The organism is Paenibacillus anaericanus, from assembly GCF_003994475.1.
GTDB lineage: Bacteria > Bacillota > Bacilli > Paenibacillales > Paenibacillaceae > Fontibacillus > Fontibacillus anaericanus.
This window is the reverse complement of record NZ_RZNY01000006.1, coordinates 230,813-247,116: the sequence shown is the minus strand read 5'-3', so window position 1 is coordinate 247,116 and position 16,304 is coordinate 230,813. Positions and strand designations below refer to the sequence as shown.

18 protein-coding genes are annotated in these 16,304 nt (G+C 41.9%); 16 read left to right on the top strand and 2 right to left on the bottom strand.

The window, feature by feature from the left end:
* Nucleotides 1-314: 314 nt before the first annotated feature.
* Nucleotides 315-1,085, bottom strand: a complete 771-nt coding sequence (locus EJP82_RS10135) for a DeoR/GlpR family DNA-binding transcription regulator (RefSeq protein ID WP_127191932.1) — start codon at nucleotides 1,083-1,085, stop codon at nucleotides 315-317.
* A 399-nt stretch (nucleotides 1,086-1,484) separates the two neighbouring features.
* On the opposite strand from EJP82_RS10135, the gene EJP82_RS10130 reads away from it, so the two are divergent.
* The 16 genes from EJP82_RS10130 to EJP82_RS10055 all read left to right on the top strand — a co-directional run bounded on the left by EJP82_RS10130 (nucleotide 1,485) and on the right by EJP82_RS10055 (nucleotide 15,544).
* Nucleotides 1,485-2,441, top strand: coding sequence for a metallophosphoesterase family protein (locus EJP82_RS10130; protein ID WP_127191931.1), 957 nt, complete (start codon nucleotides 1,485-1,487; stop codon nucleotides 2,439-2,441).
* 28 nt (nucleotides 2,442-2,469) lie between these two features.
* Complete coding sequence (locus EJP82_RS10125; protein ID WP_127191930.1) at nucleotides 2,470-3,330, top strand: DMT family transporter; 861 nt, start codon at nucleotides 2,470-2,472, stop codon at nucleotides 3,328-3,330.
* Between the two features lie 159 nt (nucleotides 3,331-3,489).
* A complete protein-coding gene (locus EJP82_RS10120; RefSeq protein WP_127191929.1) occupies nucleotides 3,490-4,905 on the top strand; it encodes an MFS transporter in 1,416 nt (471 codons plus the stop codon).
* A gap of 14 nt (nucleotides 4,906-4,919) precedes the next feature.
* Nucleotides 4,920-5,768, top strand: a complete 849-nt coding sequence (locus EJP82_RS10115) for a MerR family DNA-binding transcriptional regulator (RefSeq protein WP_127191928.1) — start codon at nucleotides 4,920-4,922, stop codon at nucleotides 5,766-5,768.
* Nucleotides 5,743-7,248 (top strand): cellulase family glycosylhydrolase, encoded by a 1,506-nt coding sequence (locus EJP82_RS10110; RefSeq protein ID WP_246054030.1) that lies wholly within the window; start codon nucleotides 5,743-5,745, stop codon nucleotides 7,246-7,248. The genes EJP82_RS10115 and EJP82_RS10110 overlap by 26 nt, the downstream gene beginning before the upstream one ends.
* A gap of 140 nt (nucleotides 7,249-7,388) precedes the next feature.
* Entirely contained in the window at nucleotides 7,389-7,775 is a 387-nt protein-coding gene (locus EJP82_RS10105; RefSeq protein ID WP_127191927.1) for a nuclear transport factor 2-like protein, read from the top strand.
* Between the two features lie 101 nt (nucleotides 7,776-7,876).
* On the top strand, nucleotides 7,877-8,194 hold the full coding sequence (locus EJP82_RS10100) for a hypothetical protein (protein WP_127191926.1): 318 nt from the start codon (nucleotides 7,877-7,879) through the stop codon (nucleotides 8,192-8,194).
* 30 nt (nucleotides 8,195-8,224) lie between these two features.
* Complete coding sequence (locus tag EJP82_RS10095) at nucleotides 8,225-9,058, top strand: MBL fold metallo-hydrolase (RefSeq protein ID WP_127191925.1); 834 nt, start codon at nucleotides 8,225-8,227, stop codon at nucleotides 9,056-9,058.
* Between the two features lie 234 nt (nucleotides 9,059-9,292).
* The gene (locus EJP82_RS10090; RefSeq protein ID WP_127191924.1) at nucleotides 9,293-10,288 is read left to right on the top strand and encodes a helical backbone metal receptor; all 996 of its coding nucleotides are present in this window, start codon (nucleotides 9,293-9,295) and stop codon (nucleotides 10,286-10,288) included.
* Between the two features lie 103 nt (nucleotides 10,289-10,391).
* On the top strand, nucleotides 10,392-11,336 hold the full coding sequence (locus EJP82_RS10085) for a FecCD family ABC transporter permease (protein WP_127191947.1): 945 nt from the start codon (nucleotides 10,392-10,394) through the stop codon (nucleotides 11,334-11,336).
* 1 nt (nucleotide 11,337) lies between these two features.
* Nucleotides 11,338-12,114, top strand: coding sequence for an ABC transporter ATP-binding protein (locus tag EJP82_RS10080; protein ID WP_127191923.1), 777 nt, complete (start codon nucleotides 11,338-11,340; stop codon nucleotides 12,112-12,114).
* 18 nt (nucleotides 12,115-12,132) lie between these two features.
* Nucleotides 12,133-12,648 (top strand): HugZ family pyridoxamine 5'-phosphate oxidase, encoded by a 516-nt coding sequence (locus EJP82_RS10075; RefSeq protein WP_127191922.1) that lies wholly within the window; start codon nucleotides 12,133-12,135, stop codon nucleotides 12,646-12,648.
* A 25-nt stretch (nucleotides 12,649-12,673) separates the two neighbouring features.
* Complete coding sequence (locus tag EJP82_RS10070) at nucleotides 12,674-13,135, top strand: DinB family protein (protein ID WP_127191921.1); 462 nt, start codon at nucleotides 12,674-12,676, stop codon at nucleotides 13,133-13,135.
* A 225-nt stretch (nucleotides 13,136-13,360) separates the two neighbouring features.
* Complete coding sequence (locus EJP82_RS10065) at nucleotides 13,361-14,029, top strand: SGNH/GDSL hydrolase family protein (RefSeq protein ID WP_127191920.1); 669 nt, start codon at nucleotides 13,361-13,363, stop codon at nucleotides 14,027-14,029.
* A gap of 113 nt (nucleotides 14,030-14,142) precedes the next feature.
* A complete protein-coding gene (locus EJP82_RS10060) occupies nucleotides 14,143-14,664 on the top strand; it encodes a putative ABC transporter permease (RefSeq protein WP_127191919.1) in 522 nt (173 codons plus the stop codon).
* A 13-nt stretch (nucleotides 14,665-14,677) separates the two neighbouring features.
* Nucleotides 14,678-15,544, top strand: coding sequence for a divergent polysaccharide deacetylase family protein (locus EJP82_RS10055; RefSeq protein ID WP_127191918.1), 867 nt, complete (start codon nucleotides 14,678-14,680; stop codon nucleotides 15,542-15,544).
* Here the strand turns inward: EJP82_RS10055 and EJP82_RS10050 are convergent.
* On the bottom strand, nucleotides 15,531-16,220 hold the full coding sequence (locus tag EJP82_RS10050) for an N-acetylmuramoyl-L-alanine amidase family protein (protein WP_127191917.1): 690 nt from the start codon (nucleotides 16,218-16,220) through the stop codon (nucleotides 15,531-15,533). The genes EJP82_RS10055 and EJP82_RS10050 overlap by 14 nt on opposite strands.
* Between the last annotated feature and the right edge of the window lie 84 nt (nucleotides 16,221-16,304).

Below are 16,304 nucleotides of genomic sequence, written 5' to 3'. Positions count from 1 at the left end.
ACATAAGGTGCTGGTGCGGCTGACATTTCTCGTAGAAGGGATGTCAGCGTTTCTTTTAGTGAATTCGCATACTCATTCATTGGCGTAACCTCCTCGTTTTTTCAAGGGGCTACGCCACACATTTCAATCTACTTGTCAAGTTCTATTTCTCAGTTTCGCGCAAAAAAAAGAGCAGGCTATCTTTTCGATAACCTGCTCTTTTCTTAATTTTTGGACCTATGCTTTAACTTAATGACATTGTCCAAATGGATGTCCACTTTTTTGTATGGCCGAGAGATAGAACCCGGCAAGAACAGTTCCTCTTCCAGGTAGTATTACTCGCTTACAAGTATCTCAACATCAAGCCGATGAAGCGCATCAATCCATTCCTGGGAACAGCCCTGATCGGTTATGATCATGGATATTTGTTCGATAGGAGCAATTTGGGCAAAGGTGGTGACACCGAACTTGGAATGATCCACTAGAAGAATGGACTCTTCAGCTCGTTGCATCATTTTACGCGAGATTAGAGCCTCTTCTAGATTGTATTCGGTAATACCATCAGCGAGTGAGACACCACCAGCGGAAATAAAAGCCTTATTCACCTTAAACTGATCCAGCATGTTATGAGCAATGGGTCCAGTTGCGGCTTGATAGCTCAAATTCACTTCGCCCCCGGCAAAAATAACTTTACCCTGGAAATCTTCCAAAGCACAGGTCATGATCACTACGGAATTTGTAATGACGGTCACATCGGCGCGGTCTTTAAGCTGTCGCATAATTTCTAGCGTTGTTGTACCGTTATCGAGCATCACTGTTTCTCCCTCCTCAACAAGGGAAGCCGCAAGCTTCCCAATCGCCTGCTTTTCACTTTGATGCATCTGGGACCGTTTCAGAAATACGGGCTCGATCATTTCGGATCGCATCCGAACAGCTCCACCATACACTTTTCTCAGCTTTTCTTCTTTCTCTAATCGGTCTAGATCACGCCGTATTGTTTCTGTAGATACATTAAATAACTCTGCCAGAGCATGAACCTGCACCTTCCCGTCCATCTCCAACTGCGCGAGGATTGTCTGCCGTCGTTCTTCATAGGTCAAGGACATGAATGATTCCTCCTAATGTTTTGTTAAATCGTTACTTCTAAGACTATGGTTCGTACAGACCAAGCGAAGACATACACTATGTATTTATTGTTCTATCTGCTATCATGTGTTTTGTTGTTGTTTTCACTAAGTGTATTCTCCCTGTAATGTACTTGTCAAGCTAGATACCGTATCCACAATGGTATATTTGTTTGATCAAATAGGTTTTCTATTTAGTCCTTGTACATATATTCATTATTGAAATCACTTAGGTTCAGGTCACATTTTAGAATTGTTAACGGAATGTAAAAAATGGATTGACAGTTTGTTAAATCGGCGATAGAATCAACTAGAAACCACATGAAAACACACTATTCAACATCAAAACAATGAGTTAAATGACAGAGGAGGTAACTTTTTATGAAACGCAGTTTATCTTTTCAGCAAGACGGAACTTTTAAAATCGTGCAATTTACAGACATCCATTGGAAGGACGGAAGAGCAGAGGATCGGCGTTCCCGTAAATTGATGGAAAGTGTTCTGGATGCCGAGCAACCGAATCTTGTTGTATTTACGGGAGATATCATATACAGCGCTCCTGTCGCACCGGAGGATGTTGAATGTGAAAATCCGCAGCAAGCTTTCCGCGATGCTGTTGCCGTAGTTGAAGAACGAGGATTTCCGTGGGCCTTTGTGTTTGGCAATCATGACACTGAACAACGAATCTCACGTGAAGAGTTGATGCAAGTGGCATTGACACATAAACATATCATAGCGGAGTCAGGACCTGAACATATAGAGGGTTCGGGTAATTATACAATTGAACTTGTAGATACAGAAGGTAATCCAGCATTTAATCTGTATTTTCTGGACTCGGGCAGTTATTCCCCACTTGAGCATGTCCCAGGCTATAACTGGATTCATCGAGATCAAATCGGTTGGTTGACTAGTGAATGTTTACGGCTAAATCCAGATGACACAGAGGAAAAAACTCCGGCGCTCGCCTTCTTTCATATCCCGATTCCTGAATATCAGGAAATGTGGGACACCCAAGTCTGTGAGGGTCATAAATTCGAACCTGTGTGCTGTCCTCCCATCAATTCGGGACTATTCACGGCTCTGCTTGAAATGGGCGATGTAATTGGCACTTTCTGTGGACATGATCATACCAATGATTTTAGCGGAACCTTGCACGGCATTAAGCTTTGTTACGGACGGGCAAGTGGCTACAATACTTACGGTAAAGAGGGATTTATGCGGGGCTCTCGTGTTATTCAACTAAACCTGGGACAACATGAATTTGCTACTTGGCTTCGTCTAGAAGATGGATCCGTTGTACATGAACAGCCCACTCATGATCCTAACAATGCACAATAATGTTTAACTTCAAAGGGGCTGACATCAAATGCTTTTACCCATTCTTCTAGTTATCGCTTCTGGGATGGCTCATGCTGTTTGGAGTATGTTTACTAAGAGAAGTCGTAATAAGAGCGTCTTTCTGTGGTCGATAATGATGGTCGCTACTATTGTACTTCTGCCGGTATTGATCACGGAGCTTTGGCGGAATCCATTAACTGCGGGTTCGTATGGTCTGCTGTTAGTATCAGTTTTATTGCAGGCTATATACTCCTGGCTTCTGTCAAAAACCTATGAGCTTGGCGATTTATCGCAGATTTATCCTATTATGAGAGGCACCAGTACGCTACTCGTACCTATCATAGGAGTTATTTTCCTTAGCGAAACCCTATCGATTTTTGGTTGGATCGGGATTATCTGTATGCTTGGAGGGTTCATCGTTCTTAGCGGGGTCGGCTCACATAGCAAACCATCAAATTCACATATACATAGCAAAAAACCTGTTTTGATGGCATTATGTGTTGGGTTGTGTACCACCTGCTATGTGTTCGTCGACAAGCTGAACCTACAGCATATTTCACCACTTGCATTATTAGAAGTAACCAATATCGGTTTTGTAATTGGTTTAACTCCCGCTGTACTGGCTTCACGAAAGATGATCTGGGAGGAACTGCGGGTCAACAAATCTACTATTATACTGGGATCTATCTTGAACCCCGGCTCGTATCTTTTATTTCTGTTCGCTATGCAACAGGCACCCATGGCTCACATCAGTCCTATAAGGGAAATAGGTACCGTGTTTGCTACCTTCCTTGGCATTATGCTCCTGAAAGAGCAGCAAGGCTTCAAACGAATTTCTTGCTCTATTGTGATATTCTGTGGCATTTTGCTCATTGGAATATGGGGATAGGATACTCTGTAAAATGAGGTTAACCGGATGAAATTTGGTTAACCTCATTTTATTTTTTTACACCTATTGAGCCTGGAGTTACTCCATAGTTTATAATACAAATCAAGATGAGATATAGGCATATAGAGTAAGGAACAGAGAGCTAGTTAGGAGAAGGGAATGATACCTTTGAACAAGGTAGTACGCTCCATTCGAGACGCTTTTCGTTTCACCGGAACTGGGTTAACCTTAGGTCAGAAATGGCGACTTGCCCTTCCCGGACCTGTCCTATCGGTCGGTGGCGTTCTGATCCACAATGTCTTTATCAAATACTATACCGACATGATTGGCCTTAGTCCAAAGTATGTCGGCTGGGTGTACATAATCTATAATATTTGGAACGCTATTAATGATCCCATGATAGGCGTATGGATCGATAAGATGAGACACCGTCCGAACCGTGGGAAATATGTCTACATCATGCGTGTAACCGTACCATTTATGATCATTTCCTCCTTTCTTATGATGCTGTCTAGTCCATCATGGGATCAATGGCTGATTTTCCTGCTCTATACGGTGGAGTTATTTATTTACGATACAGCGGCAACGGCCTACAGTGTGGCCTATCAATCTTATACGTTGATCGCAGCGCCTACCAAAGAAGAACGTGTGGATGTCAATGTGATACAAAATTACATTTCCCAAGGTCTGTCTTTTCTAATTACCATGATTCCGACGTTGCTATTGGTTGGTGATGGGAAGCGGGAGGTTATCATCCCAGTCTTTTCTGCAGTGATTCTGTTGGAAACTATATTCTTTACCCTCGCTCTGCGAGGTCTAAAGGATGATGCGAAAATGTATGAAACTCTCAATAATCAACAGCCCGAAATGACAAATATGTGGAGCGAATCCTGGCAGATTATTAAATCTCGATCTTTCCTCACCTATGTACTCTATTCCATTATTACGGTAGGACCCATTGGTTTTTATTTCACTCCCTATCTTTACTATATGGATGATGTATTACAAACAGGAGGTATCGTAGCTACACTCGTAGATGCAGGCACTCATGTAATCGCTCTCATTTTTCTGCCGGTCATGGGAAATATCGTCAAAAAATATGGCACAAAAATAAGCATCTACTGGGGTACAATCACTGCAGTTCTCGGCTACGGAGGAATCTTTTTCGCCAATAATATATGGACTGCTGCGACTTCCTATATCATGATTGTATTCACTGTGAATTACATCAAAACTGCGATTTCTCCGATGGGAGCACTGATCATTGATGAGAATGAGCGTACGATCGGTGTGAGGAAAACCGGGCTGTTCAACGGTCTGTTCTCGTTATTTACAGTCGCCTTTTCCAGTATACAGACGGTAATCTTTATCAATGTTATCGGTGCCTATGGTTACGACGGTCTTGCGGCAACTCAGTCTGAATCTGCAGTATTCGGTATCCGATTGGCCACGGGTGTGGTTCCGCTTATAGCTGTAATTATCGGTCTGATCCCGATAGCCTTCTATCCATTCGACAAGAAGAAAGAGGAAGAAATATCCACATTCAGCAATTATGCTAGAAGGGGAGGTCCGTAATAGGTGAATAGACGATGTTAAAGCTTAAATTTACGATTGGTGAAGTATCTAATATTCTGAATATCCCAATTGACACTCTTCGATACTATGACAAAATCGGACTTCTTTCTTCGCAACGGGACTTGAACAAGTACCGCTATTATTACCTTGAACAGTTAGATTCCCTAATAACAATTAGAATGCTTCGAGCAATGGATGTTCCTATTGAGCGTATTCACGCACTTCTAACAGATGACAGTTTGAATGATATGCACGAGTTGCTTGTAAGTAAGCAGAGGGATATAGACCGGCAATTGACCTATCTGAAGAACCTATCTCAGAAACTAGATTTCCTCAAAGATAAGTTTCAACACTTCGAGGAAAGTGATGTCATTGAGTTAGTACAAAGTAATCCAAGTTGGGTGCTGCTTACCGATTCTATCATGGAGAGTACAGATAAGAAGCTTGGGAGCAAAGTGCAGCTGCAGTTAAGTAAAATTAGTGCCCATCAGGAGTGGCTCGCTTTCTGCCATATTATATCGATTGTGTCGAAAGATAACCTTCTTGCGGGCAACTACCACAGTTATCTGAATAATGGGATTTTGTCTACCTTCCCGATGGAGGATGATGAGGGTGTGTTCATGAGATTAGAGCCAAGCTTTTGCGCTAGAAAATGCGTAGTAATTAGCAAGGAAGGTTACACCGCTCTTGATGATCATTACGAGCAAATGAAAACATTCATCCATAAACGTGGCTTAAAGATCGCTGGAAATTCGCTTGAGATCAATCTATATAATCAGTACAACAATCACTACATTGAGATCTATATTCCTGTCATCGACAAGGAGGAAGGATGGAATGAAGATGAAAAAGTTAACGACTGATGGACAGCGTATTGTAAATGAGGATGGAGCTCATGTAATCTTGAGTGGCGTAAATTTAGTCTGCAAGGACAAGGCTAAAGGGTATGTGGACCCTTGCGATGAGAATTTGTTTAGGTGGTTTCATGAGCAAGGCTTCAATGTTGTTCGTTTGGGGTTGATCTGGGATGGTGTGGAGCCGGAACCAGGTGTCTATGATAACGAATATCTAGGTAAAATCAAACAGCGGATCCGCTGGGCGGAACAACATGATATCTACGTTTTCCTGGATATGCATCAGGATTTATATAGTTCACTTTATGGTGATGGAGCGCCTGAGTGGGCGACCTTCGCGGATGGTCTACCACATGTAGTCGGCCAAATCTGGAGTGACGCGTATCTAGAAAGTCCGGCACTGAACCGTGCGATGGATTATTTCTGGGACAACGCGCCAGCTAGTGATGGTATAGGTTTGCAGGATCATTATGCGGCGATGTGGAAACATGCAGCAGCTATTTTTGCGGACTGTACCAATATCATTGGTTACGACTTGATGAACGAACCTTATCCTGGATCCAGTGGACAGGAGGTATTTGGCACAATCATTGCTGCTTATGCACAGTCTATCATGGGATTAAATGAGGTCAACATGGAGGAACTCTCTGCACTCTGGTTTGATGAGGAGAAAAAACAAGAGATACTTGTTGGCATGGCGGATATGGATATCTATCGAGTGTTGGTCGACAGCGCGAAGGAGGCATCACAGGTATTTGAACGTGAAGTTCTCGCGCCCTTTTTCAACAAAACGGCAGCAGCGATTCGCTCGGTTGTCCCGGACGGATTTCTAATGCTAGAGACAAGCTATTTTTCTAATATGGCAGTAGAGTCCGGTTTGGGGCTTGTACAGAACGATGAGGGTATGGTTGTTCATCATCAGGTCTATGCCCCTCATGGTTACGATTTGGTAGTCGATACAGAGCATTACGAGATTTATAATCAGGATCGTGTTGATTTGATATATGCGACCCATCGTAAGGTACAGGAGCGGTTGAACATTCCTACTTTGATTGGGGAATGGGGGGCTTTTACCAACCATCCTGCGACCCTCGGACTATCAAAAGCGCTGATTTCCATTTTTGAAAAGTACCTTTGGAGTAATACCTATTGGTGCTGGTGTGATGGATTCCGGGAATCGCCTTACTCAAAAGCGCTAAATCGTGCTTATCCGCAGGCAACAGGAGGAACGCTTGTTGGCTACCACTATGACTATGATACGGATATCATAAAAGTGGACTACGTTCCGTCCGGTGATGAGACTATAATCTACCATCCCCGTGCTGCATTGCTCTCCGAGGAAGATATTGTTATTTCCGGAGCGAATTTATGCCAAGTCGAGTTTCGTCCTTTCCCTAGTTCCGAGGGGGGGATCGTAGCCATTATCGCCCCGAAAGACGAGACAAAGATAACCGTTACAGTAGGGAGATCTCCAGTAGAACAAGTATAGTAGCATCTTATATATGAGGTCGATTGCACCTGCAATCGACTTTTTTTAAATGAGATAAAACTCATCTTAAAAGCAGAACATATGTGCTAGTATAAAGTCATCGAATTTAGTTGTAAATTATTTATTGGATGAGGTGTAGTATGGGGAATAAAGAGAAGATCATTGACCTATGGAATGATATCGACAAACAGAATTGGGACAATTTGTTTCACTATTTTAGCGAGGACGCTATAATCAACTGGAATAATTCAAATGAGAGCTTTAATGTGGAGGAATTCGTGAGAGCAAATTGTGAATACCCAGGTGATTGGGCAATTACTATCGAGCGTTTAGAAGCTTTGGATAATTTAGTCGTATCCGTGGTGAAAGTCGAATTGAACAACTCCGTGATATCTTTTCGTGCTACCTCATTTTTTGAATTTATGGAAGATAGAATCGTATTGCTAAATGAATACTGGGGAGATAATATAAAGCCTCCTCAATGGAGAATTGATAAGAAAATTGGTAAAGCTATTACAATTGAATAAAGTTAAACGATCTAAATTTAAATAGTAGCTTGAAGTTGGAGAAAAACGGTGATATGAATAAGAGAGGCTTTTCATCATTGTAAAATAAGGTGGTTTACATTATGGCACTTTTGCTTATTTTCTTTATTTTTATTGCTGTTATCAATTTGATTTGTATTGCGCTGTTGTTTCTGGTGAAAGATCCAAAAATGAACAACATTTTTTTTGTAGGTACGGTAATATTGGGTGTTCTCATCTGTTATTTGAATATCACTTCCTTAGCAAGTAATCTAATTGTTCCGCAAATTGTTGCAGGATTTTTTGGTGTTCTCTCACTCGTCGGAATAGTTTTGAAGTATATGCGAAAATTTCTTGCAGCTAAAATATTTGTTACTGCTTCGGTGGTACTCGGTATTGTTCAACTCTTTTTCTTTGCATAGTATTGAAACTTTACTTTAGGAGAGTTGGCTATGGAAATTATTGCATTACTTGAAAACACTAGTTGTGATAAGAAGTACAAGGCTAAGCACGGATTATCGCTCTTGATCAAAACTGTGCACGGTCAGATTCTTTTTGATACAGGACCTGATCGCACATACATAGAAAATGCAAGGCTATTAGATATAGACCTTGGTGTGATAGATAAAGTGGTGATCTCACATGGACATTCAGACCATATTGGTGGATTACCATTTCTGAATGAAGTAAATAATATCGCTCCAATCTATTTCTGTGCAAATGCGTTAGAACCACATTGGCTAAAAATTGGCCCATATCATCATAACGTTAGTGCTCCAGATTATTTAATAGATACATATGAGAAGCGATTTAACCTCGTCACAGAAAAAATGGTTCTTTTTGAAGGAGCCACCCTTATTCCTTTAGCACCAACTATTGCGCATGAGAAGCACTTATATAAAGGTTCAAAGGATGAAAGAGAGTTAGACGACTTCAATCATGAATTGATGTTAGTTCTGGAGACAGAAGAGGGTCTCGTACTTATAACAGGATGCAGCCATCATGGGGTTGTTAATATGACCAGGACTGCAATGGAGCATTTTCCGAATAGGCCGATTACCGCGTTGATTGGGGGATTTCATCTTATCGGAATACCAATCATCAATACATTGGGTAAAACAAAAGAAGAAATTTTAGAGACAGCGAATACATTAAATATGTTACCTATAGAGTCTATCTATACCTGTCATTGCACGGGGAAAAGGGGATATGAAATTTTAAGAACGGTTTTAAAAGATAAACTACATTACCTTGCTACAGGTGATAAAATTATTATAGAAGATTGATGGATTTGCGTATGTATATTTAAGTTTAGGGGGAATTTTACATTAGTAAAATTCCTGAAAAGAGATTAACTAGAAAAACTGGTTAATCTCTTTTTTTGTGTTATAAGGATCAATTGACTTACTAGACGAAGGATAGCGAAAAAATTTAAATAAAAAAATTTAATTGATAATGGTTATCATTCTATGTATAATGATAATCATTATCAATACAATATGAATTTTATGGGGGAAATTATGAAAAAGACTTGGGGAATCGTCGTACTTATTTCAATCGTCATCGCACTAGCAGCATGTGGTAATAAAGAAGCTGGCAATAAGAATCAAGAGGTCAATAGCAGTGATCAATCCAATGTTGTTGAAAGTAATCCCAGCAACAATACAGAAGTAACGATTGATGTCGACGAAGCCAAGGTTCAAGAACTTCAAGCACAATTCGGTCAAGAAAAGCCAGCTAAAGCCGTAACTTTATCTGTTGCAATTACGGAACTCTATGATGCTCTTCAACTTGATCTTGTAGGTGTACCAACTACACAGAGTCAATTGCCTGAAACGTATGCTAATGTTCAACGTATCGGTTCTTCACACTCACCGGATCTCGAACAAATTGCGAAACTTGAGCCTAATATTGTGCTTGCTCCGGAATCTATTAAGGACAGCATTGATAAAGTGCTTCAGCCGGCCGGCCTACCCGCAGCATACTTACCAGTTGACTCTTTAGATGAGCTTAAGGAATCACTGGTCGCACTTGGTCGAATTTATGGCAAGGAAGATCAGGCTAAAGAGGTACTCACTAGCTTTTCTGAGAAAGAAGCTGAAGCACTCAAAGTAGTCGAGGGGAAATCAGCTCCTAGCGTGATGTTGCTATTCGGTTCAGCTGAGTCTCTTATGCTTATGAACGAGGATACGTTTGCAGGTAGTCTTGCTAAGAAGCTTGGTGCTTCCAATGTCCTAAGCTCAGTTTTGAAGCAATCAGAGACCTATGTACCGCTGAATATGGAAACGATTGTTGAGGCTAATCCGGATGTAATCCTTTTGGTAGCGCATGGTGATCCAACCGCTGTTGCCCAAAAGTTCGAGGAAGACGTGAAGAAGAATGGAGTCTGGGAGAAGCTTAATGCGTTTAAGAATGAGAGAATGGTTACTCTTGACTACAACCTTTACGGTGTTGCTTCACTTGCTAAGGCTCCAGACGCCTATAAGGATCTAGCTGCAATATTATATAAAGACTAAATTTAGTTAAGTTAAGTTAAGTTAAGTTAAGTTAAGTTAGGGGAGCAGTAAATTGGCGAAAAACTTCAAAAAGAAAGAAGCTACTATTTTAGGAATTGCTTTGATGCTGCTCCTAGTATCTATTATTATTGCTGTGGGTATTGGGAGTGTCCAATTTACACTTTCACAGACATGGCAGACGTTAATTGGCTCTGGGAAGGATGCGGATAACACGATACTTTGGGATATCCGCATCCCCAGAGTGCTGATGGCACTTATTATTGGTGCTAATTTAGCTGCGTCCGGCATACTTTTACAAGCGGTTATGAATAACCCATTGGCCGATCCTGGATTGACGGGGGTGTCTAGTGGAGCGGCAGTTACGGTTTTGTTCATTATGCTCGTTGCTCCTGAATTCTCAGGATTCATTCCTCTTGCAGCGATTGTGGGAGGGGGATTCGCCGCTGTCATGGTTTATGCGTGGGCTTGGAAGAAGGAGAGTGGGTATACTCCAATTCGGATCATCTTATCTGGTGTGGCGGTAAACGCTGTGTTCGGTGGAGTGATCGGTCTGCTCTCTATTCTATACAGTGATAAACTACCTGCTGCACTTCAATGGATGAATGGTAGCTTGTCCGGCAAAGGAATGAATGATGTATTAAATATCCTTCCCTATTCCATGGCAGGTTGGGCCATGGCATTGCTATGCATTCGACAGGCAAATATTCTCCGATTAGGAGAGCAAGCTGCACATAATTTAGGGCAAAATTTAAATCGGGTTCGCTTTATCCTTTCTTTCGTTGCTGTATTCCTAGCGGCTATATCAGTATCCAAAGTAGGGCTTGTCGGTTTTGTTGGTCTGATCGTGCCGCACATGGCCCGTATAATTATTGGATCCAATTACAAGCATAGTCTTCCACTTAGCCTTATGCTTGGAGCGATGATATTAATTATTGCCGATACCGCAGGTCGATCTTTATTTAGTCCACTGGAAATACCAGCAGGTATCATCATGGCTATGGCCGGAGGACCTTACTTTCTGTATCTGATGAGAAAAGGAGGTGCCTGATATGTTAAAGATTCATTCTCTCTATATCCGTTATTCGGATAAAACCATCGTAAATGACTTCTCGATAAATGTGGAAGAAGGGGAGGTTGTATCGATTATAGGGCCAAATGGCTCTGGTAAATCTACCATTCTAAAGGGTGTGACAGGTCTTATTCCCTGTAAAAGTGGCCAAATATGTATCGCGAATCAGGAAGCAAATCTTCTTAACAATAAGCAAATATCCAAATTAATGTGCATGTTGTGTCAGGGTAATGTAAGTCCAGTGGATATGACTGTTGGGGAGTTAATTAGCTATGGACGCATGCCGCACAAAAAGTGGTATGAGCGTATGGATGCAGAAGACTTTGAGATTATTGAATGGGCACTTATGAAGACCGGAATGCTGAACTTCAAGGATCGTTTGGTTTCCTCTTTATCAGGCGGAGAGGCTCAAAAAGCATGGCTAGCTATGGCACTTGCCCAGTGCCCCAAAGTATTGCTTCTAGATGAGCCAACTACCTACTTGGACATTGCTCATCAACTGGAAGTGTTAGACCTTGTCCGTTCGTTAAATCGTGAGCTAAAGCTTACGGTCGTAATGGTTCTTCATGATTTGAATCATGCAAGTACCTATAGTGACAAGGTGTGTGTCATTAAAAAAGGATCCGTGCAAACCTATGGACGACCACAGGATGTGCTGACACAAGAGTTAATTCGGAGTGTATACGGTGTCGAGACAGAGATTGAGCAGTTGCCTAACAATGCTCGTCCACGTATCCATGTTCTGCATAAAATATAAACGAAAAGAGGAAAAACTATGAAAGTAATGGATATCGAGGTAGTAAAGAAGCAATATTTAGATTTTACTAGTAGTTTAACTTCTGTCATGTTAAGTACGGTTGATGAAAAGGGTCAACCATTCATCTCTTATGCGCCTTTTGTAAGATATCAGGGGAAATTATATATTTATCTTAGTCAGATTGCACATCATTACTACCACTTGGAAAATAATAAATCAGTGGATGTCATGCTAATTGAAGATGAAGCATCCACAGCAAATATGTTCGCAAGACAACGCGCTCGCTTTGTTTGTTCGGCTGAAAATATCGGTAATGAGGGACATGAAGAAATATTCGAACTGTTTGGAGAAGTCTTCAACAAAAAAATGATGGATATGTTACGTACACTCGACTTCTCTTTGTTTGAAGTTACCCCTTTACAAGGTCGTTACGTTGCTGGTTTCGGTCAAGCCTTTGATATTGACCTGATGGCTGATAAATTCGAGCATGTTACTCGTGATGGGCATGCTCAAAAAGAGGAAACAGCAAATTAGGATTAAATACTAAGGGGCGAATAATATGACTTTTTCTACTATATTACCACTATGGAATTCGACTCAGGATCGATTTCACAGTATGGTAAAGAAATTACCAGAACAAGATCTAACATTGCAATTAGGCCCTTCATCCATTGGAAATATGCTGCGGCATAATGCTGAAGTCGAGTATATGTTTGCTAATTGGTTCTTTGGGCAGCCAATACCTGAGGATATAGAGATTCGTACTAGCCGCGGTGCTGCTAATACGGAGGTAGCTCAAGAGAATCTTCAAGAGCTTGTTCAATTTCTTGAGAAGTCAAACTCACATTTAATTCAAGCAATGGAGGCTCTTCCTGAAGAGGAGTGGAGTCAGCAGAAGGATTGCCCAATCGGAGCTTCAACACCACTTGAAGCGGTTGGACGACTTATGTATCATGCTGGAATTCATGCCGGCCAAATATCTCTTATCCAGAAGTGTTCAGTAAAACAGGAATCTCTATAAAAGAGTACCCTGAAACAATAAACGCAGTAAGAGGGACACCTATTTTACGGTGTCTCTTTTACTGCGTATTGAATCTAATCAGACAACTGGGTAGCATGGATTACAGACCAATTTTCCGGATCTGATTCCACTTGTTCGACGGCTACGAATTTTTATATTTAACATCTTTTTGGAGCAATAGCTTGTTATAATTGGAGTAAAACTTATACCAAAGGATGATTAATAATGACTGCCTCAACCCCTAATCAGAACAAGGTCATTTTATTTCAAGGAGATTCCATCACAGACGGTAACCGTGGTCGTAGCGACGATCCCAATCATATCCTAGGACATAGCTATGCGTATATCATTGGAGGGAAACTGGGGAATGAATATGCGGAAAAAGGACTGCGCTTTTATAACCGGGGAATAAGTGGTGACCGAATTTCTGACCTGTATGCACGTTGGAATGAAGATGCGATCAGCCTGAACCCTGATATTATCAGTATAATGATCGGTGTGAATGATGCTTGGAGAACGATGAAGGGTGAACCGAGTGGTGTGACTGATCGTTTTGAGCGAGCATATCGGCATGTGCTTGAAGAGACTAGTGAAGTATTACCCCATACAAAGTTGATCTTATGCGAGCCATTTATTCTGAAAACTGGAGAGCTCGCCCAGCAATGGGAAGCATGGGATGAACGAATTAAGCATTATCAAGCCGTTGTTCGTCAGCTAGCAGAACAGTTTCATGCGGTTCATGTCCCGTTACAGGAGGCATTTAATGAAGCTGCGCAAAGAGCAGATGCGTCATATTGGCTATGGGATGGTGTACACCCAACTGCTGCTGGTCATGATTTGATTGCGAAACAGTGGCTACACATCGTAGAGAAGAGCGGCTTGCTTAACATCTGATGTCGTAGCGAATTACTTCAATGTTATAGATTTATTCTCGGCGCATTAATCATCGTGTGCTCAGTCATACTAGGAGAGATGATTTATCACTCCGTGGAAAGGCTGATGCTAACATGACGATGGATGCGTTGTTTTTTTATTTTCTGATGTATTCGCTATTCGGATGGATATTGGAGAACGTATACAGCTATTTGACTGAAGGGGTTTTCTGGAAAGAGGGTTTTCTCAAAGGACCTTTTAAACCGATGTATGGAGTTGCCCCATTATTACTGTTGTTATGTGGGACGGGCCAAAGCTTTGTAGTTGTCATGTTGCTTTGTTTAGTAATCCCCACGATCGTTGAATATATAAGTGGTTATTTGTTAAAGAGAGTATTTCATCAACAGTGGTGGAATTATACAGAGAACCGAATGCAACTTCATGGCCACATCTGCTTACAGTTCTCACTGTATTGGGCAGTCCTATCGCTAGTGTTCTTACGATATATCCATCCTTCAATTCAAGGGCTATATACCAATATGGAGCCCATCTGGGTAAAAGTCAGTCCCATATTCTTGTTGTTGTTTCTGGTTGATCTAGTTTGGACTTATCAGGTTAGACGTAGAGCACTAAAGAGCAACTTGATCGAACAATAGGAGGAGGAACTGTATGCGTTATATAAAAGGAAGAAGAAAACTACTTCGTGTATGCTCTATCGTCCTTTTGACCCTATTTTGGTGTTATCCGATCTCTGCTTCTGCGGCACCGCGGAGTTTGGACAACGTGCTCGCTAGGACTGTGGCGGTGGAAGTAAAAGAACAAAAATTAGCGGTCATTATTGATGATCTGGGCAACGGAATGAAGGGTACAGAAGAGATTATGATGATGCCGGTAAAGCTGACTGTGGCGGTGATGCCGTTTCTGCCAACGACGGTAGCGGATGCTAGACGAGCGCATGAACAAGGTCATGACGTAATACTGCATCTTCCTATGGAGCCTAAGCAAGGTAATCCTAAATGGTTAGGACCTGGTGCGATTCTATCCAATATGACGGATCAGGATGTAAGACAGCGGGTGGAAGCGGCAATAGATAATGTGCCGTTTGCTGTGGGGATCAACAATCACATGGGCTCTAGAATTACTGGGGATGAAAGGGTCATGTCCATCATTCTGGATGTTTGCAGGGAACGGGGATTATTTTTCATTGATAGTCGGACGAACTATCGATCAGTCGTCTCGAAATTAAGTGGATTGAAGGGAATGCCTGAGGTTCATAATCACATCTTCTTGGATGATGTTCATACAGAACGACATATTTCGGGTCAATTGCTCAAAGTTCAGGAACAACTTATGCAGGAAGGTCGCTGTGTTACGATCGGACATGTTGGTGTTCATGGCTTGAAGACGGCTTCAGTTCTGAAGCAATCCATACCTGCATTTCAGAAGCAAGGAGTTACTTTTGTAGGTGTAGCTGATTTGGTAGCGGAAAAGGAAAGTCCCGGACTTAGTCCGGGACCGGGAGTTATATTACCGTAAAATAATCAGCAATTCCGGCAAAAACAGCTTCAGCAATAGCTTGTTGACCGCGCGTGCTTATGAGAAATGCGCGGTCTTCTGCGTTACTGATGAAGCCTGTCTCCACAATAACTGCAGGGGAATCAGCATGTTTGAGTAGGTAGAATGGTTTACCCACTTCCGAAGGGAGCGAGGTACCATACAACGATCCTAAAGAATTCTCCAAGCAAGTTGCAAGTATAGCGCTACGGCCTTCGTTCTGGTGAAGAATTAGCGGTCCGTGTTTAGCTTTGTTCCGGCCCCAATTGACATGAAGACTAATGACGATTTCTGCGGGTAATTCCTCACTCAATTCCTTTCGTTGAGCTAAGTCTCTAAGATGCCTAGAGCGACTGCGTAACCAACGGTTATCTTCACTTAATGCATAGTCACCGGTTCGGTTGAGGATAGTGCGATAACCATGACTCCGAAGTACCATATACAACCTCCGGGCGATGGCAAGATTGATATCTTTCTCAAGCAGGTCTCCGTAGGAAGTACCTCCATCGATACCACCATGACCAACATCAATGAGAATGACGGGTTCAGGAAAGGCGTGCCGCAGATCCTTCTCGTCAGCAAAGACTGAAGGGCACCAGAATGAAGATGCCACGAGTACAGTAATTAGCAGAACCAGGAGGGAAGATCGATGTTTCATTCGCTCACCTACAAGATTTTATTTTCCCATAGGTTGAGCTAAAAGCTGTTAAATCATGCATCGCTGGATCACTCTTGTTTAATA